This window comes from Peptostreptococcus stomatis DSM 17678, assembly GCF_000147675.1.
In the GTDB taxonomy this organism is placed as follows: Bacteria; Bacillota; Clostridia; order Peptostreptococcales; family Peptostreptococcaceae; genus Peptostreptococcus; species Peptostreptococcus stomatis.
In genome coordinates this window covers 26136-45857 of sequence record NZ_ADGQ01000061.1, presented here as the reverse complement: position 1 = coordinate 45857, position 19722 = coordinate 26136, and the positions used below count along the sequence as shown (strand labels likewise).

General features: G+C 36.5%; 16 protein-coding genes, 1 pseudogene and 1 other annotated feature. Of the genes and pseudogenes, 16 read left to right on the top strand and 1 reads right to left on the bottom strand.

Annotated elements, in window-relative coordinates; all coding sequences use genetic code 11:
• From HMPREF0634_RS09875 to HMPREF0634_RS06890, 8 genes and pseudogenes are all read left to right on the top strand, one after another.
• Positions 1 to 338, top strand: a pseudogene (locus tag HMPREF0634_RS09875) (IS30 family transposase); the annotation flags it as partial.
• A 216-nt stretch (positions 339 to 554) separates the two neighbouring features.
• The gene (locus HMPREF0634_RS10180) at positions 555 to 839 is read left to right on the top strand and encodes an IS30 family transposase (protein ID WP_408634991.1); all 285 of its coding nucleotides are present in this window, start codon (positions 555 to 557) and stop codon (positions 837 to 839) included.
• A 102-nt stretch (positions 840 to 941) separates the two neighbouring features.
• Positions 942 to 1156: a binding site (T-box leader), on the top strand.
• 148 nt (positions 1157 to 1304) lie between these two features.
• Positions 1305 to 3230, top strand: a complete 1926-nt coding sequence (gene thrS, locus HMPREF0634_RS06915) for a threonine--tRNA ligase (protein ID WP_040565873.1) — start codon at positions 1305 to 1307, stop codon at positions 3228 to 3230.
• Between the two features lie 281 nt (positions 3231 to 3511).
• Entirely contained in the window at positions 3512 to 4516 is a 1005-nt protein-coding gene (gene hrcA, locus HMPREF0634_RS06910; protein ID WP_007790207.1) for a heat-inducible transcriptional repressor HrcA, read from the top strand.
• A 21-nt stretch (positions 4517 to 4537) separates the two neighbouring features.
• The gene (grpE, locus tag HMPREF0634_RS06905) at positions 4538 to 5170 is read left to right on the top strand and encodes a nucleotide exchange factor GrpE (protein ID WP_408634990.1); all 633 of its coding nucleotides are present in this window, start codon (positions 4538 to 4540) and stop codon (positions 5168 to 5170) included.
• Positions 5171 to 5246: 76 nt separating this feature from the next.
• Positions 5247 to 7091 carry a molecular chaperone DnaK gene (gene dnaK / locus HMPREF0634_RS06900; RefSeq protein ID WP_007790269.1) on the top strand — a complete coding sequence of 615 codons (1845 nt, stop codon included), beginning with the start codon at positions 5247 to 5249 and terminating at the stop codon, positions 7089 to 7091.
• A 123-nt stretch (positions 7092 to 7214) separates the two neighbouring features.
• Entirely contained in the window at positions 7215 to 8369 is a 1155-nt protein-coding gene (gene dnaJ / locus HMPREF0634_RS06895) for a molecular chaperone DnaJ (RefSeq protein ID WP_007790234.1), read from the top strand.
• A gap of 14 nt (positions 8370 to 8383) precedes the next feature.
• Positions 8384 to 9100: a tRNA threonylcarbamoyladenosine dehydratase gene (locus tag HMPREF0634_RS06890; RefSeq protein ID WP_007790218.1), complete on the top strand. Its 717-nt coding sequence runs from the start codon at positions 8384 to 8386 to the stop codon at positions 9098 to 9100.
• 22 nt (positions 9101 to 9122) lie between these two features.
• On the opposite strand, the gene HMPREF0634_RS06885 is transcribed toward HMPREF0634_RS06890, so the two are convergent.
• The gene (locus HMPREF0634_RS06885; protein ID WP_007790219.1) at positions 9123 to 9989 is read right to left on the bottom strand and encodes a ComEC/Rec2 family competence protein; all 867 of its coding nucleotides are present in this window, start codon (positions 9987 to 9989) and stop codon (positions 9123 to 9125) included.
• Positions 9990 to 10290: 301 nt separating this feature from the next.
• Between HMPREF0634_RS06885 and HMPREF0634_RS06880 the strand changes: the two genes are divergently transcribed.
• The 8 genes from HMPREF0634_RS06880 (at position 10291) to HMPREF0634_RS06845 (ending at position 19597) form a co-directional block, all read left to right on the top strand.
• The gene (locus tag HMPREF0634_RS06880; RefSeq protein WP_007790229.1) at positions 10291 to 11196 is read left to right on the top strand and encodes a DUF2156 domain-containing protein; all 906 of its coding nucleotides are present in this window, start codon (positions 10291 to 10293) and stop codon (positions 11194 to 11196) included.
• Positions 11197 to 11403: 207 nt separating this feature from the next.
• A complete protein-coding gene (locus HMPREF0634_RS06875; protein ID WP_007790249.1) occupies positions 11404 to 12690 on the top strand; it encodes a GNAT family N-acetyltransferase in 1287 nt (428 codons plus the stop codon).
• Between the two features lie 61 nt (positions 12691 to 12751).
• On the top strand, positions 12752 to 13987 hold the full coding sequence (locus HMPREF0634_RS06870; protein WP_007790268.1) for a ComEC/Rec2 family competence protein: 1236 nt from the start codon (positions 12752 to 12754) through the stop codon (positions 13985 to 13987).
• An 11-nt stretch (positions 13988 to 13998) separates the two neighbouring features.
• On the top strand, positions 13999 to 15036 hold the full coding sequence (gene holA, locus HMPREF0634_RS06865) for a DNA polymerase III subunit delta (protein ID WP_007790246.1): 1038 nt from the start codon (positions 13999 to 14001) through the stop codon (positions 15034 to 15036).
• 86 nt (positions 15037 to 15122) lie between these two features.
• Positions 15123 to 15809 (top strand): response regulator transcription factor, encoded by a 687-nt coding sequence (locus HMPREF0634_RS06860; RefSeq protein WP_007790252.1) that lies wholly within the window; start codon positions 15123 to 15125, stop codon positions 15807 to 15809.
• A gap of 58 nt (positions 15810 to 15867) precedes the next feature.
• Positions 15868 to 16788, top strand: a complete 921-nt coding sequence (locus HMPREF0634_RS06855) for a sensor histidine kinase (protein WP_243440523.1) — start codon at positions 15868 to 15870, stop codon at positions 16786 to 16788.
• Between the two features lie 192 nt (positions 16789 to 16980).
• Positions 16981 to 17736 (top strand): ABC transporter ATP-binding protein, encoded by a 756-nt coding sequence (locus HMPREF0634_RS06850; RefSeq protein WP_007790217.1) that lies wholly within the window; start codon positions 16981 to 16983, stop codon positions 17734 to 17736.
• On the top strand, positions 17723 to 19597 hold the full coding sequence (locus HMPREF0634_RS06845; protein WP_007790232.1) for an FtsX-like permease family protein: 1875 nt from the start codon (positions 17723 to 17725) through the stop codon (positions 19595 to 19597). The genes HMPREF0634_RS06850 and HMPREF0634_RS06845 overlap by 14 nt, the downstream gene beginning before the upstream one ends.
• Positions 19598 to 19722: the final 125 nt, after the last annotated feature.

Sequence of the window (19722 nt, the reverse complement as noted above, 5' to 3'; positions counted from 1 at the left end):
GTGAAGCCCATGACAGATATAAAAATAGACGCTTTAATTGTAGACCAAGAAAAAAGCTAGATAATACAAGTCTATATGAATGTGTAAAGGATTTATTTTTGAGGCATCAATGGTCTCCGGAACAGATTTCTTCTCGATTGAAATTTGAAAATTCAAGCTTCACTATTAGCTACAATACAATTTACAGGGAAATATATAATGGTCGTTTTGATGAAAAAGTACTATCACATGGAAATAGAGGAGTTATTCGCAAACTACGACATCGTGGTAAAAGCCGTCATACAAAAAATTATGAAGAAAGACGTGGCAAAATTCAAATTAGTAATTATTCAAATTAGTAATTTGATTACAGATAGGCCAGATCCTGCAAATAATCGAGAACGATTAGGTGATTGGGAGGCTGATACAGTTATGGGACAGACTGGTAAGGCTTGCTTAGTAACATTAACTGATCGAAAAAGTAGGTATCTACTATGTAAAAAATTGCAAAAAAGAATTCATTTTTAGTAAAACAAGCGATGATTGAGCTTTTATAAAATCAACCTCTAGAAACAATAACTCCAGATAGAGAGAAAGAGTTTTCTAAACATTCAGAAATTAGTCAGGAGTTGAATTTAGTAGAGTTTTATTTTCCATTTCCACATCATCCTTGGCAAAGAGGAACAAACGAAAACACCAATGGATTGCTTAGAGAATATTTCTCGAAAACTATGGATATTAATCAATCAGATAGCTATGTTGAAGCAAAAATGAAAGAAATAAATCTTAGACCGCGCAAATGCTTAAATTGGAAAACTCCATACGAGGTTTATCATTCAGTAGAGTTGCATTTGACTTGACAATTCAAGATATGTAAGAATTAATTTACAGGTAGGATATATAAAAAATCTGAATTTTACTTGCAATTTAATTATTGATGTGTTAGAATGTATACATCTTAGATATATGCTATGAAAAAGGAAGAGTAGGGTGGCAATCATCTATAGAGAGGTTGGATCATCGGCTGGAAGTCCAACTAGACAGACCTATCTGAAAACTACCTTTGAGCAGGACTTAGTAGCCTAGGTGAAAGTGTTCGGTTGACTACCTTATAGTCGTTTGAGTGTCCAGAGTCTATCTGGAAACTTGGGTGGAACCGCGATTATTCGTCCCAATTCTTTATGAATTGGGATTTTTTTATACAAATTTGAGCCTTATAAATACTCGAGAAACTTGTAAGACTCAAAGAAGGATCCTTGTATAAAAAACCTGGACTTTTACTAAGTATAGTAAAGACTAAAGAATTAAATTATGGAGGGATAGATATGTTAAAGATTGAATTAAGAGATGGCAACTTTGTAGAAGTTGAAAATGGAGCATCACTTTTAGATGTAGCTAAGGGAATTAGTGATGGATTTGCTAGAAGCGTCCTAGTTGGTGCTGTAGATGGTAAGCTAGAAAGCCTAAACAAGAAGTTGGACAAGGATTGTAAGGTTGACTTCTATAAGTTTGAAGATGCAGAGGGTAAGGAAGTATTCAGACATACTTCAGCCCATATATTTGCCCAGGCAGTTAAGAGATTATGGCCTCAAGCTAAGTTGGCTATAGGCCCAGCTATAGAAAATGGCTTTTACTATGACTTTGACCTAGACTATAGACTAGTTCCAGAGGACCTGGAAAAAATAGAAGCAGAGATGAAGAAGATAGTAAAGGAAGACCTACGCATAGAAGGTTTTGAAGTATCTAAGGAAGAGGCTATCAAGATGATGGCCGAAATAGGGGAAGACTACAAGGTAGAAATGATAAATGACCTACCAGATGGTGAAATAATCTCTATGTATAGACAGGGAGAATTTGTAGACCTATGTAGGGGACCACACCTAGAGTCAACTAAGAAGATAAAGGCCTTTAAGTTACAGTCAATAGCTGGTGCTTATTGGAGGGGTGACGAAAATAACAAGATGCTTCAGAGAGTATACGGTACTTCATTTGAAAAGAAGAAGGACCTTGATGCCCACCTATTTATGTTGGAAGAAGCTAAGAAGAGAGACCATAGAAAGATAGGTAAGGAATTAGGCCTATTTATGATACCAGATGAAGGACCAGGATTCCCATTGTTCCTACCTAGGGGTACTGCCCTAAAGGCTGCCCTAATGAAGTACTGGGAAGAAGTTCATAGGGAAGCCCACTATGTTGAAATAGAAACTCCTATAATCTTAAATAGAAAGTTATGGGAGACTTCAGGACACTGGTTCCACTATAAGGAAAATATGTATACTGTCCAGATAGATGAAGAGGATTACGCAATTAAGCCTATGAACTGTCCTGGAGCAATGTTATTCTACAAGTCACAGCTACACTCTTACAGAGATTTCCCAATGAGAGTTGGTGAAAGAGGTAGGGTACATAGACACGAGTTGTCAGGTGCACTACACGGACTAATGAGGGTAAGAGCCTTTACTCAGGACGATGCCCATATCTACTGTTTACCAGACCAGATTAGAAGTGAGGTTAAGGAAGTAATCAACCTGATAGACAAGGTGTACAAGCAGTTTGGATTTAGCTACCATGTAGAGTTGTCTACTAGACCAGAAGATTCAATGGGTACTGATGAAGAATGGGCAATTGCAGAAGACGGCCTAAGGGGTGCCCTAGAAGAAATGGGTATGGAATACAGGGTAAATGAAGGTGATGGTGCCTTCTACGGACCTAAGATAGACTTCCACCTAAAGGATTGTCTAGGAAGAACTTGGCAGTGTGGTACTTGCCAGCTAGATATGCAGTTACCTCAGAGATTTGATGCTACATATGTAGGCAAGGATGGGGAAAAGCATAGACCAGTAATGCTACACAGGGTTGCCCTAGGTTCTATAGAAAGATTCATAGGTATACTAATAGAAAACTATGCAGGTAAATTCCCGGTATGGCTAGCTCCATGCCAGGTTAAGGTCTTATCTGTATCAGACAAGTACAATGACTTCGCTAAGGAATTACAGGACAAGTTATTTGATGCTGGAATCAGGGTTGAACTAGATTACAGGGCAGAAAAGGTTGGATTCAAGATCAGAGAAGCCCAGTTAGAAAAGATACCTTATATGCTAGTAGTTGGTGAAAAGGAAATGGAAAGTTGCCTACTATCAGTAAGATCTAGAGATGAGGGTGAATTAGGCCAGATGTCAGTTGAGGACTTCCTAGCTAAGATAAACAAGCAGATCGCTGACAGAGAAAATGTAGATGTTGAAGTATTATAGTATGAGATAGGGTATCTTAAATATCCGCATATATCTACTAGATATTACTTATAAAAGTTAAAATTTTTAAGAGGGGACCGCCTCCTACTAGATAGACTAGTGGGAGGATTGGTCCTCTTTTTCTTGCCTAATAGATAAGCTAGAAGAAAGATTCTGTTAAAAAAGAAATTTATTTTTTTATTTAAGTGCTTGACAAGGGCCATAAAAAGTGGTGTAATATATACATAAGCTTTTAGCACTCTAAGTGAGTGAGTGATAATAACAAAAAGGACGGTGATACTATGGATCTTACGGAGAGACAATTAAATATATTAAAGGCCATAGTAAAGGACTATGTGGAAACGGCTGAGGCTGTTGGATCCAGGACCATATCTAAAAAATATGATTTTGGAATTTCAGCAGCGACTATCAGAAATGAAATGTCTGACCTAGAGGATTTGGGTTACTTGGTTCAACCCCATACGTCTGCAGGCCGAATCCCAACCAAGAAGGGCTACATGTTGTATGTAGATTCCCTGATGGGTAATAGGGAGTTAGAAGAAGATGAAAAGGAATTGCTTAGAAAGTGTGTGGAGAATAACTTTAACAGGGTGGATGACCTTCTAGAAGAATTATCCAAGATCCTGTCTAGCATCACCAACTATACTACTGTTGCAGTATATGATAGGAATAGGGGACTAAGGACCATAAAGTACATCCAGCTAGTCAGCCTATCACCAGAAAAAATCTTATTGATACTGGTAGCAGATAATGGTGAGATAAAGAGCAGGGAGTTTGATACACTTGTAGAGCTTCCACAGGCTAAGTTAAATGTAATTTCAACTAGCCTGTCCAACAAGCTATCCGGTAAAAAGTTTAGTGAGTTGGATGAAGAGATGATAGCCTATATTAAATATGAAATAGGTGAGTATTCAGAAATAGTAGATGACCTAGTCTATCTCTTGAATGCGGATAGTGATTACAAGATTTCCATGAATGGGGCAACAAATATCTTTAACTATCCAGAGTTCAGTGATATGGTGAAGGCCAAGTCCTTCCTAAATATGTTGGAAGAGCGTGAAAGCCTGGCCAAGATGATAAGGACTAAGGGTATTCAAAAGGACAACCTGAATATAGTTATTGGTAATGGTGATGATGTAAGTACAGACTTGAGTATCATAACAGCTACCTATAATGTCCAGGATGACCTTCAGGGTAAGATAAGTTTCATAGGACCAACTAGGATGGATTATTCAAAGGTATACTCAATCTTAAATTATATGAGTATGTTGCTAGATGGTAAGTGATGACTATAAATAATGAGAGGGGTGTATGATTTGGATAAGGAAAGAAAGGATCCAATTGATAAGGATGAGGAAATAGTCCAAGAGGACATAAAAAATGAAACAAGTGAAGAAATACTAGTGGAGGATGGACAGGATCTTGTCAATGAAGAAAAGTCTGGACCTGAATCTGAAGGAAGTGATCAGGAAAATATAGATGAATGTGAACCAGACTTTAAAATAAAGAGTCTGGAAAATAAGATAAAGGACCAGGAAGAAGCTATCTTGAGACTGAATGCTGAATATGCAAATTTCAGAAGAAGGACAGCAGAAGAAAAGGCAACTATAGGCCTATATGCTAATGAAAAGGTCTTTAATGAGTTGATACCAGTTATAGACAATATGAAAAGAGCCTTAGAGGCTTGTGAGGACAAGGAAAGTCCACTATTTGTTGGTGTAGACATGGTATACAAGCAACTTCTGGATGCCCTGAAGAGTTCAGGACTGGAAAGTATAGATGCAGAACTTGGCCAGGAATTTGATCCTAACCTTCATATGGCAGTTATGCAGGAGGCTAGTGATGAATATGAACCAGGTAAGATACTGATGGTTCTTCAAAAGGGATACAAGCTAGACAAGAAGGTCTTAAGGGCCAGCATGGTCAAGGTTTCTTGCTAGAAGTAGATTAAAAAAGTTAGTAAAATAAAAAATATAAATAAAAATAATAAAAAGTTTAATTTTGGAGGTAATAAAAATGGGAAAGGTAATAGGAATAGATTTAGGAACAACTAATTCATGTGTTGCAGTATTAGAAGGTGGAGAGCCTACAATTATACCTAATAACGAAGGTATGAGAACTACTCCATCAGTAGTAGCTTTTACTAAGGATGGTGAAAGAATAGTTGGTGAGCCAGCGAAGAGACAGGCTGTAACTAATGCGACTAGGACTATAACATCAATCAAGACTCATATGGGTACTGATTACAAGGTAAATATAGATGGTAAGGACTATACTCCTCAGGAAATATCAGCTATTATATTACAGAAGTTAAAGGCAGATGCTGAAGCCTACTTGGGTGAAAAGGTAACTGAGGCTGTAATCACAGTTCCAGCCTACTTTACAGATGCTCAGAGACAGGCAACTAAGGATGCAGGTAAAATAGCAGGCCTAGAAGTTAAGAGAATAATCAACGAGCCGACAGCTGCATCACTAGCTTATGGTCTTGATAAGTTAGAAGAAGAAAAGAAAATCCTGGTATTCGACCTTGGTGGTGGTACTTTCGACGTATCTTTGCTAGAAATCGGTGATGGTACTTTCGAAGTATTGGCTACAGCTGGTAACAACAAGCTAGGTGGAGATGACTTCGACCAGGTTCTTATAGACTACTTGGCAAGTGAATTCAAGAAGGCAGAAGGTATAGACCTTAAGGCTGACAATATGGCCCTTCAGAGATTAAAGGAAGCAGCTGAAAAGGCTAAGAAGGAACTATCTTCTACAATGACAACAAATATAAACCTTCCGTTTATAACTGCGACTGCAGAAGGTCCAAAGCACTTGAATATGGACTTGACTAGGGCTAAGTTTAATGAATTGACTGCCGACCTAGTTGCTAAGACTATGGGACCAACTGAACAGGCAATTAAGGATGCAGGCATATCTGTATCAGAAATAGATGATGTACTACTTGTTGGTGGTTCTACAAGAATACCAGCTGTACAGGATGCTGTTAAGAAGTTTATAAACAAGGACCCACACAAGGGTATCAACCCTGATGAATGTGTTGCTGCAGGTGCTTCAATACAGGCAGGTGTATTAACAGGTGAAGTAAATGACATACTTCTACTAGATGTTACTCCACTATCATTAGGTATAGAAACACTAGGTAATGTATTTACTAAGATAATTGAAAGAAATACAACAATACCAACTAAGAAGTCACAGGTATTCTCTACAGCAGCTGACAACCAGACTGCAGTTGACATCCATGTATTACAGGGTGAAAGAGCTATGTCATATGACAATACAACTCTAGGTAGATTCCAGTTGACTAACATCCCACCAGCAAAGAGGGGTATACCTCAGATAGAAGTTACATTTGATATAGATGCCAACGGTATAGTAAATGTAACTGCTAAGGACCTAGGTACTGGTAAGGAACAGAAGATTACTATAACTTCTAACACTAACATGTCAGAAGAAGAAATAGAAAAGAAGGTAAGAGAAGCAGAAGCTAATGCAGAAGCTGATAAGAAGAAGAAGGAAAAGATAGAGGCAGTAAACCATGCTGAGGCTATAGCTTATCAGACAGAACAGACATTAGTTGAAGCCGGAGAAAGTATAGCTGCAGACGAAAAGGCTGATATAGAGGCTTCTATAGCTAAGGTTAGAGAAGTTAAGGACAAGGAAGATGCTTCGGTTGAAGAAATCAACGCTGCAGTAGAAGCATTGATGGGCAAGTTCCAGAAGGTTTCTCAGGACCTTTATGCTAAGGCTCAGGCAGCTCAGCAGGCTCAGCAGGGTGGTCAGGAAGAGGCTCAGGACCAGCCAAAAGATGATAATGTAGTTGACGCTGACTTTACAGAAGTTGACGACAAGTAAAGATTATTAGGTCCGGTATAGACAGGAGTGAAAATATAACCTATAATTGATAGGTGAAATACGACAATGGCTTGTGGATGACCGCAAGCTATTGTTGTTAAATTAAAGAGGGAGGTGTGAATTTTGGCAAATAAGGACTATTATGCAGTCTTGGGTGTAGAAAAGACTGCTGATGATAAAGAACTAAAAAAAGCATATAGAAAATTAGCCATGAAATACCATCCAGATAAGAATCCTGACAACAAGGAAGCAGAAGAAAAATTCAAGGAAGTAAATGAAGCCTACGAGGTATTGTCAGATCCACAAAAGAGACAGATCTATGACCAGTATGGTGCAGATGCAGTAAATGGTCAGGGTGGATTTGGAGGAGCCGGTGGCTTTAATGGTGCTGGTGACTTTGGAGATATATTTGGAGACATATTTGGAGACTTCTTTGGAGGAGGCTCTAGAGGATTTGGTGGTTTTGGTGGTGCCCAAAAGAGGGGCCCTAGAAAGGGTGCTGATATTAGGCAGCATATAGGAATTACCTTTGAAGAGGCCGTATTTGGTAAGAAGGTAAATATTAAAGTAAATAGAAGTGAAGAGTGTGAAGAATGTCATGGTACAGGATGCAAGACTGGTACATCAAAAACTACATGTAAGACATGTGGTGGCAGGGGTGTAATCAGTGAGGTTAGACAGACTATGTTTGGTAGTATGGCATCACAGAGAGAGTGTCCTGACTGTCATGGTACAGGAGAAAAGATAGAGAGTCCATGTAGTAAGTGTGGAGGCTCTGGATCAGTAAGAAAGACCAAAACAATAGAAGTAAACATACCAGCTGGTATAGATGATGGCCAGATGATAAAATTAGCAGGTCAGGGTGAATTTGGAGACCCTGGAGCACCTAGGGGTGACCTATATCTTTGGATAGATGTCAAGCCACATAAGACTTTTAAGAGGGATGGTTTTGACATATATATGGATATGCCTATATCATTTGTCCAGGCTACACTGGGTGATGAACTAGAGGTTCCTACTATAGATGGAAGTGTTAAGTACTCGATGCCAGCAGGAACACAGACCGGAACTGTCTTTAGACTAAAGGGCAAGGGTATACAGCGTATTAACTCATCCTCTAGGGGAGACCAGTATGTCAAGGTAAATGTTCAAATACCTAAGAAGGTGAGTGATAAACAGGCTGACCTATTGAAGAAATTTGCTGAAGAAAATGGTGAAACTGTCAATGCTAGCAAGAAAAAGTTGGGTCAGAAGATAGAAGACTTCTTTACTAAATAGACAGTAGGTAAGCTATGGATAAATTTAAGGAAAGAACAAGCATTATAATTGGGGACCAGGCTATAGAAAAACTAGACCAGGCTAGCGTAATAGTATTTGGTCTAGGTGGAGTGGGTAGTTATGTTGTTGAAGCCCTGGCAAGGGCAGGCATAGGCCACTTGACCCTGGTTGACTTTGATGATGTAGATATAACCAATGTAAATAGGCAGCTACCAGCCCTCCATTCAACCCTTGGGTGTAAGAAGGTTGATGTAGTCCTAGATAGGGTTAGGGATATCAATCCAAATATAGATGTAAAAGGACATATTTGTCTCTATGATGAGACAACATCAGACCAATTATTAGAGGATCACTATGACTATGTTGTTGATGCTATAGATATGGTAAAGTCAAAGATCCACCTTATAGAAACTTGTTATATTAGGGGACTAAATATTATTAGTTCTATGGGCATGGGCAATAAACTAGATCCATGCCAGATAGAGATAAGTGATATACACAAGACGGAAATGTGCCCCCTGGCCAAGTTGGTCCGTAAAGAGGCCAAGCAAAGGGGGATAAAGAAGCTGACAGTGGTTTATTCAAAGGAAAAACCAAGTAAGCCACTAGTGGTAGAAGATGATGGTAGCTTAGAAAGGATCAATGGAAGTATATCCTTTGTACCATCAGCAGGAGGTCTCGTAATTGCCTCTTATGTAGTTAGAGACCTACTGGGCTTAATATCCAAATAAGCTAAATAAATATGTATAAAATCTATTCCAAAAGGTACTTTCTTTTAGAATAGATTTTTTTTGTATTTCTGACATCGAAGTAAAAGACCATGTCCCCATTTAAGTCTGTACGGAAGGTTTGAACCTGGTATTTTTTGAAGGTATCCAGGGTTTCTTGGTGGGGGTGACCATACTTATTTTTGTAGCCACAGGATATTGAGGCCATCTGGGGTCTTATAGTGCCTATAAACTCATCACAGGAAGCTGTCTTACTACCATGGTGGCCTGTCTTGAGGTAAATACACCTGGGTAGCCTGTAGTGAGCCAGGACTTCTTTTTCCATCTCGGAGTCTGCATCACCAGTAAACATAAAACTTGTACCATTCTGAAAGATGGTGAAAATAAGGGAATTCTTATTTTCATCATCCCTGGAGATATTCCTGGGGGATAGGACATTTATAAGGGTATGGTCAAGTTTTACCTGGTCACCAGACTTAAGAGGGGTAATTTTAATATTCTTTCTCCTACATACATCTAGGATTTCTATCAGGTCGGTCTTTGATGCCCTGGATGGGGGGAAGTAGACATTTTTTGTTGGAAACTCCTCTATAACCTTGTCCAGACCTCCTATATGGTCGCTATCAAAATGGGTACCTATAACAGCATCAAGTTTTTTAATATGAGACCTTTTTAAGTGGCGGATTACATTTCTTGAGTATTCATCTTCACCACCATCTATAAGTATATTTTTATTGTCAGGTGTTACCACCAGGGTAGAGTCGCCCTGACCAACATCTATAAGATGGATTTCAAGCTGGCCCTGGTGGGGGTTACAGGCTGTCAGGCAAAATATTGTATATAGGAGGGTCAAACAGACAAGGAGACCCTTGAAAAGTAATTTTTTTCTCATAGAAACGTTATCTTCCTTTCTAAATGTAATTTTATTGTTTACATTTTTATCCCTTGGGTATATAATAAAACAGTTAGCTTAGTGGATTATATATTTTATGCTATGACTTGATACCAGTCCTAGATTAACTAAGGGATATGATTAGGAAACTGGGAAGATGGGTATTCAATAATGAAAGTCAAATATATATATAGTAAAGCTAAAATCAAGAGAAATATTGTAATATTATATAGACAGTTTTCAAAATATTAGTTAATAATGAATTAATATTTTGTATGGTAAGAAGAATTGAGGAGATTTTATGGAATTTAAGGAGATAAATATTGAGGCCAAACCAATACTTGACAAGTACTTTGATTTGGTTAATTATGAAGCATGTGAATACTGTTTTAATACTTTATATATGTGGCAGCACGCCTACAAGACACATTACCATATAGGTGATGGATTTGCTATCCTGGTTGGAGAACATAATGGTGAGATATTCTCTATCCTACCACTGGCTCCTGAGGATAAGATACCAGAAGCAATCGAGTATGCTATCAACTTCTTTGATGATGGCAAACACAAGATATATTTTAGGGGTATTGACCTAAATGTTGTAGCAATGTTGAAGAACCTATATCCTGGCAAGTTTGAGTATATAGAGGAGAGGGATATATTTGACTATGTATACGATGCCGAGAAGCTAAGGACAGTCAAGGGAAGAAAATTGAGTGGTAAAAGAAATCACCTGAACTTCTTTAAGAGAGAATATGAAGGTAGGGTTGAGAGAAGGCTTTTAGATGAAAAGGACTTTCCTGAGTGTTTTGACCTATTGAAGTCCTGGTCTACAAGCAAGGATGGGGACCAGGAATTTGAAGATAGCATAGATGATGAGTATATAGGTATAAAGAAACTACTCGATAACTACTCGGCTTTAAAGGACAAACTGAAAGTTTACGGTATATTTATAGATGGAAAACTTGAAGCCTTTAGTATGGGAGAGAAGATAAATGACGAGATGGCCCTTGTTCACATAGAAAAGGCAAATGCTGAGATAAGAGGTCTTTATCCATATATCAACCAGATGTTTATAAGCGATATTTTTCCAGATGTGAAGTGGGTAAATAGGGAGGAAGATATGGGGGTCGAAGGTCTAAGGAAGGCTAAGATGTCATATTATCCTGAAAGATTTGTAGAAAAGTATACAGTTAGATCTGTATAAGTGAATCCACAGATAAGTAAAGTAAAAATATGATTAAAAATAATAATGAGATAATAACACTCCCGTAAGATTCTTTATACGGGAGTGTTATTTTTTGCAAAAGAGTAACTGGGATCATATAATTATCAAAAAAAATAAGTCCTAGTTAGTCTTGGGTAAAGCTAGCATGCTATAATATAGGTAAGTGTATTTTGAAAGGAAGTAAGTATGGAAATTAGATTTACAAATATAAATGAAAACCAGGGAGTAAGGGACCTTTGGACCTACTGTTTTGCGGATAGTCAGGCCTATGTGGACTTTTACTTTAAAAATAAGTACAAGCCAGAAAAGACGATGGTGGTAGAGGATGGGGGAAGGATTTTGTCATCAATCCACCTAAACCAACACAGACTTAATCTGTCGGGTAAGGACCTGGCTACATCGTATATAGTAGGCGTATCTACCCTGCCAGAAGCAAGGGGGATGGGCTTTATGGCCGACCTGATGTCGAGGTCACTATATGAAATAGGGGCCATGGACCAGTCATTTGCAATTTTGATGCCTATAGACCATAGGCTATACAGGTCTTATGGCTTTGAGACTTGCTATGATATTTTAGAGGTTAAGTTAGATATATTCGACCTAAAAAAATTTAAGTTAGATGGTAACTTCAAGAGGGCCGGCAAGGAAGAAGCGGGTGATTTGCTAGATGTTTATTCATCAGCCATTGCCGGCTACAATGGCTCCGCCCTTAGGGACCAGGCCTATTTTTCAGAATTCATTGAGGAAATGGATATAGATGGTGGTTATACATATATTTTTTATAGGGATGGCCAACCTACAGCCTACCTTGCCTATACTATAGAGGGGGGGAACTTCTTTGTAAGAGAGGTATATTACAAGGACATGGGTGCCTACCAGTCTGTATTAAAGTTTATATTCAATCATAATACCCAGTGTAAGGCTGTAACTATTAATACGGGCCTAGATGACAGGTTGATGGATATACTGGACAATCCTAAAGATGCCAGCTTTACTTTAAAACCTTTTATGATGGCAAGGATAATAGACTTAGAAAAATTTTTGGTTGACCTGGAGATAAAAAGTGGCCTGGGCGAGGAAGCAAGTTTAAACCATGAAGATACAAACCTTCAAGGAAGCCATAGTGCAAATATAGAGGTAAGTGACCCTGTGATTAGAGAAAATAATGGTATTTACAGGTTTGATAATAAAAGTGGAATACTAAGGGCTAAGAAGCATGGCAATGCAGTTAGTGACTTATATGGTCTGGCTGAGAATACTATCCTGGGAGAGGAAAGGGGTAGTCTGGAAAAGCTGGTTGAGGATCAACCTGAAATTGATATTAGCCTTACTATAAATGAATTGGCCAGCCTTCTATTTGGATATAGGACTATTGAGGATATATGCTTTATAAAGGGGATGGAAGCAAGTGATAGCTTGAAAGCTATTTTTGATTTTAAGAAAAAAACCAACCATATAAATGAATATGTTTAGGTAAAAAACCTTTAGATACTTTTTTGTATAAAAACTGCCTATAACTCATAGAGGTGGTTTTATGAGAAGGTTTGGACTACTAGTCCTGGTCTTGGTCCTAATATTTAATTGGCATAGAATAGGAACTAGGCAGGCAGGCTATGGAGACCTTGGCCAGGCTAGGGGTATGGTAACAAACATAGTAAAGAAAAAGAAAATAACAAACTACTATATGGGCAAGGTCCTGGCCGTTGATTTTTCTGGCAAGGACAGGGGGGTCCATATTGGCGATAGGTTATGTTTATACGGGAAGTCAAGAGACTTAAATAACTTTATAATCAAGGACTTTGATTATGGAAGATACCTAAAGTCTAGGGGAATAGATACATATATAGAGGTATCTAACCTGGATATATATGGAAGGTCAGGATTATATTACAGGATAGGAAGCTTAAAGGACTATTGTATAGGTGCTAATAAGTTTATGTATAAGGCTTATGGAGATATACTAAACTCTATAGTCCTAGGCTATAGGGGAGACCTTGATAAGGATGTGGTCTATACATTTAGGGATGCAGGGGTAAGCCATGTAATGAGTATATCTGGACTTCATATATCTATACTGGTAGGGATTTTCCTGGTCCTGGTTGACAGGATTAATAGGTTGGATAGGTTGGGTCTTTTATTCATTGGCCTAATATTTTACAATATCCTGGTTGGTGGTGGTCCATCTATCACTAGGGCTATTGGACTCAGCGTATTGGGGGCCTTGGCATATTTTGTGGATAGGCGGTTAGACCCAATCAATATATTGGCCCTTATAGCCAGTATAATGGTCTACCTAAATCCCTATATTATATACAATATATCCTTCCAGTTGAGTTTTCTGGCTGTCCTATCCATAGTCATATATTCAAAGTATTTAAGAAAGTACATATATTTTAATTTTTTGAATACCTGCCTGGCTGCAAATATTTTAACCTTTCCCCTGGTTGTCTATAATTTTAAGACTTTTTCCATGGTTGGACTGATAGGAAATATCCTGATCTTGCCCTTTATAGGTCTTATAGTATTTTTAGACATGATATCCCTGCTTCTTTATGGTATATCTTTAGACCTTGCCTTATTGGTAGCGTATATCAATGAAGCTATCTTAAGGCCTCTATACTATTATTTGGAGAAGTTGGCAAATTACGGGGTTTATAATATGGAGGTAAGGTCTATGAACCCACTTCTATTGCTAGCCTACTATATAGGTGTCCTTGGACTTGCAATATTTTTGGAAATATATTATATTAAGGTGAACAAGACAGATTAAGAGGAGGATATATGAAGATAGGTGACCTACTAGAAAAATTTAAGGATAGAAAATTGAATAAGATTAACCTGGTTTATGGTAGGGAGCTACTTCTTATAGATAATCTAGTTGATGCTTTTAGGGACCTGGCTAAGGATTCTATGCCAGATTTTAACCTGACTATTATAGACGGCCAGGAAACAAATTTAGAAAGCATGGTATCAGCTATAGAGACCCTACCCATGATGTCTGACAAGAGGTATGTCCTTGTCAAAGATTTTGAATTATTTCAGACCAAGAGAAGGTTCTTTAATGATGAGGCAGAGTCTGAACTAATCAGGATAATTGAGGATATGCCTGATACAGCCCTGGTATTATTTGCCTCTTATGGAGATATAGATACCAAAAAATCCAGATTGTATAAGGCTGTTAGCAAGCTGGGTGATGTTTTGGTCATGGACAAGCTTGACGACATGGACCTCTTTAAATGGTGCAAGGAGGCCTTTGAGAAAAACCAGATACGGGCTAATAATTCTGAGTTGGTCTACTTTATAGACCTGGTGGGCTATAAGGATAAAAAATCATCGGTAACCCTGGCAGATTTAAAAAATGAAATAGATAAGATATCCGCCTACCTTGGCAAGGGAAATTCCTTGGACAAGGAGTCTATAGACAGGCTTTTGACTAATAATATAGAGGATAATGTATTTAAGATGATAGATATGATAGGGTCAAAGAATACAAAGATGGCTCTAAACCTATTTGATGATATGATCTACAGGGGTGGGTCTATCTTGGGGACCTTTTCCTTGTTGTCAGCAAGGTTTAGCCAAATACTCCAGATAAAGGCCCTACAGGATTCAAGGGTATCCTTTGATACCATAAAAAATACCATGGGTCTTCAAAAGTTTGTATTAAATAAGTTGACCAGCCAGGCTAAAAATTTTGACGAAGAATCAATCAGGGCTATTATCAAGTCCATATCTGATTTTGACTATGCTATCAAGCAGGGTAAGATGTCAGACAGGCTGGCAGCGGAAATACTCATAGTAAAAGCTTCAAAAAAGTAGCAAAAGATAGACTATTTCATGTATAAGTTTGGTCGGTTGATTGAATAATCAACTCTTTACTACTATTGATAATTCAGGAGGTATTTATGGCGTTTAAAATATGTATGATAGAAGATGATTCTGATTTGGCAGGCCTAGTCAAGGAATATATTGAAAGGTATGATTTCGAAGTTTCTATTTGTGAGGATTTTAAGAATATAGATAAATTTGTAGATGGGCATGGTCCGGATTTAATTTTACTGGATATTAACATTCCCTACTTTGATGGATTTTATTGGTGTAATGAAATCAGGAAGATAACAAGGGTACCTATTATATTTACTTCTGCAAGGACTGAAGACTATGACCAGGTAAGGGCCATTATGAGCGGTGGAGATGACTATATAACAAAGCCTTTTTCATATGACCTCTTGCTAGCAAAGGTAAATTCCCAACTTAGGAGGGCCTATGGAGAGTATGCTAATAAAGAAACTGGTTCTACTTGTGGGGACTGTTCTTTTAACAAACTTAGGTTCACCCTAAAGTGCAAAAATAAGCAGATAGACCTGCCAAAGAATGAGGCTATACTGATAGGCATTTTGTTTGATTCTTACCCCAATGTAGTAAGTCGTGAAAAAATATTATCTGAAATTTGGGATAGTGAAATGTTTGTAGAAGAAAACACCCTAAATGTAACTATCAGCAGGGTTAGAAAAAAGTTAAAAGAGTTGGAATCTGACTTAAAGGTAATAACGGTAAGAGGGATGGGATATAAGGTAGAATATGAAGGATAAAAGGGTATTAAAATTATTTGTTTTAAATAATATTTCTATTTTTTTAATAGTTTTTTTTGTGCAGGTATTATTTTTCGGAATCTTGTTTTATATAGAGGGTCTTTGGTTTGAAGAGATTTTCTACTTTGCTTTTTTAGTATTCTCTATATTGTTTATATTCTTTTTGTTTAGGTTTTATAAAATAGGAAGGGTCTATGGTAAATTTTTCCTTAAAAGTGACCTCTTAAATGATTACCTGATAGATGAACCAAGGAGTTCCCTTGAAGAAAATTACAATACTATGATAGGGGAAATAATAAACAATAATAGCAAGAGGGAAATCTTACAAAAACAGGACAAGAAGTTGCAAAAAGTTATGATATACAGGTTTGTCCACCAAATGAAGACACCCTTATCTGTCCTGAGGCTTATTTGTGAAAATCACAGGCAAGAGGATGACTATAAGAAGATAGTGAGGAATATCAATGCCATTGAATATAATTTAAATCAAATTTTGGATCTTTATAGGTTAGACGAATTTAAAAATGATTTTGTATCTGAAAAAGTATTCTTGAAACAAGCATGCAAGGATAGTATAAATGGCTTGAAAGACTACTTTATTACATTTCAAATTTATCCTAGGCTGGATATAGATGATGATATTTATGTATATTCAGATTCAAAGTGGTTGAAATTAATCATCCACCAAATTCTTACCAATGCCATTAAATATAGTGATAAGGGGCAAACCGTGACGATTAGAGCTGAAAGGAAAGCTGATAGGGTAATACTATCAATTATTGATGAGGGTATAGGTATAGAAAAAGCTGACTTAGATAATATTTTTGAATTGTTTTACATAGGTAAAAATGGAAGAAACAATGCTGATTCAAGTGGAATAGGTCTTTATATAGTTAAAAAGGTCATTGAGTACTTGGGCCATAAATTGGAAGTGGAGTCTGAAATAGGTAGGGGTACGACCATGACAATAATATTTTAGTGGATATATATCCGGTAATATTACAAAAATGTAAGCTTGAGTAATATTATCGGATTTTTATTTGATTTAGTATCCTGTAAAATATAAGACAAATAAAGAAAAAATTCTAGCTAAGTAAATGAAAGTACTCAGCAATTTAAAGCTTTATAGGTTAGCTTAATAACCTAAATCTATTATATAGGGAGTAAAATTATGATATTAAAAGTATCAAATCTTGAAAAAACATACAGGGGTAAAGTTTCTTTCAAAGCTTTAAGTGACATAAATATGGAGGTTAAAAAAGGTGAATTTATAGCCATAATGGGGCCAAGTGGAAGCGGTAAAAGCACCTTCTTAAATACCATATCGACTATTGACAAGCCAACAGGTGGTTCTGTTTTGATTGCAGGGAGAGACCCCTACAAGATGAATGATAGTCAGCTTTCAACATTTAGAAGACGAGAGTTAGGTTTTGTATTCCAAGATTTTAACCTGATTAAGACCCTGACTGTAGGAGAGAATATTATACTACCACTTACCCTGGATAATATCCCTTTGGATAAAATGGACAAAAGGCTGAATGAGATAAGTGAATTTCTTGGAATTTCATATTTACTTGATAAAAGGACTTATGAAATTTCAGGGGGACAGGCTCAAAGGGTAGCTATAGCAAGAGCTGTAATAAACGAACCTTCGATATTACTGGCAGATGAGCCTACAGGAAATCTTGATTCTAAAGCAGCAAGAGATGTGATGAAACTATTTAAGAAGTTGAATGAATCTATGGGGGTTACAATTATTATGGTAACCCACGATCCTAATATTGCATCCTACTCTGATAAAACATATATCATAAAAGATGGCAGTTTATATCAGGAAATAATAAATAGAAATGATATAAATATGTATAAAAAGGAAATACTAAATACTATGAGCCTGCTTGGAGGTGATGAAATTGACCCTACTTAATTTTGCCTACTATAATATAAAAAGAGATTTTAAGACATACTTATACCACTTTTTAAGTTGTGTATTTTCTGTATTTATCTTCTTCTTGTTTTCTGTTTTGTCTATGCATCCCGCATTAAAAATAGTAGACAAGGGGAGTACCATTGGCCTTGTATTATTTACGGCGAGTATAGTATCGATGATTTTCTCGTTTGTACTAATTTTATACTCGGTGGGTAACTTTTTAAAAAATAGGAGCAGGCAATTCGCAATCCTAAATATTATAGGTGCCAGTAAGAAGCAGTTTAAAAAATTGATATTTCTTGAAAATATGATAATTTCTATGCTTTCATTGTTTGTTGGGATAGTAAGTGGATTGATTTTTTCAAAATTATTTTTACTAATTGCACAGACCTTGATAGATAACCTAAAACTGAATTTCTATCTACCACTTATGCCAATTATGCTTACAATAGGCTTAATGGGAGGCTTGTTTTTGTTAATATCATTACTAGCCCCTATAATTTTGAGAAAGAAAAAGATAATAGACCTTCTAAAAAAAGAAGAAGTTGCTGAAAAAAGCCATTTTGTCCTTTCTTCACTAGCACTTGTAATTTTTCTAGGACCTACTCTCTATTTTCACCTTAAAAGAGATTTTTTCACCTTTATTTATATATTGGACCTCCTATCTCTTATTAGTATTTCTTACTTTCTTTTCAACCTGATTTTTTCTATCTATCATTTAGTTATGAAAAAAAGTGGAAAGATATATGTGAAGAGCAACCTAATAAGGGTGACTAATTTTAAGTACAAAATCCATACTAATATCAAGACTATGGCGGGTGCTATGATTTTGTTTTTTATAGTTCTGACTTCATTCGTATATATAGTTGGAGCACCTCTTAATGTTGCTGAAGATACGGAAAAAATAATGCCCTATGCCTATATGTATGCAAATTGGGAAAATGAAGCTGATGGCGATAAGAAGGCGGAAATAATATCTAATAGCCTATCTAAAAAACAAGGATTTAAGGAACTTACAATAAGATACAGTAAGTTCAAAAGCAATGAAAAGCCTATAAGACATATAGTTTTATCTCAATCAATGTACAATGATGTAGCTGATTTATTAAAAAGGGATAGGGTAAGTTTGGCAGATGACGAATATTTCCTGGTTGGGGTGAATGGGAAAAAGGACCCAATTTTAGGGGATAAGGTAAGAAAAAAGCTTGACCAGTATGGTATAAAAAAAGAAAATGGTCTAGACAGGAGGATAATTGCTTTATCAGGTTATTTTTCAAGTGTTACAGTTATTTCTGATAAAAAGTATGCTCACCTATCCAAAGACCTGGTCAAGGAAAAAATATATGCCTTTATGCAGGCTGATTTTATAGAAGATAATCAAAAAGAAGTAAGAGATTTAAAAAAGGATATAGGATTTGAAATAGGAAAGGAAACTTTTATGACCTATTATGGCTACTATGAAAGTGAAAACTTGACAAGAAGGTTAGTTTCCTATGTTGGGAGTATATTATGCATATCATTTTTAATAGGAATAGCAAGTATTATATACTCAAGACTATATTCTTCTATTGAAGAAGAGAGCAAGAAGTATAGCATTATGATTAAAATAGGTTTGAGTCAAGAAGAACTAAATGGTATCTTGGCAAGCACACTAAGGTGGGTCTTTATACTTCCTTTTCTTGTATCGCTTCTTGAAACATGGATATTCATTACCTTGATTAACCAAGTAACCTTGACATCTTATACAAATTTGGCAGGTATTTGTAGTTTGATATATATAATATTAGGATTAATAATGTATATAGTGATAAAGAAAAAGTATAAAAAGACGATATATGACAATATTTATGGAAGCTAGTTTCTTATTGAAAATGATGATAGAAGAATTTTAAAGGGTCATATACTTGCAAATAAAAAAATACCAGATATAAACAAATCCACTAGCAGGCTAGTGGATTTGTTATATCTAGTATTTTCAAACGT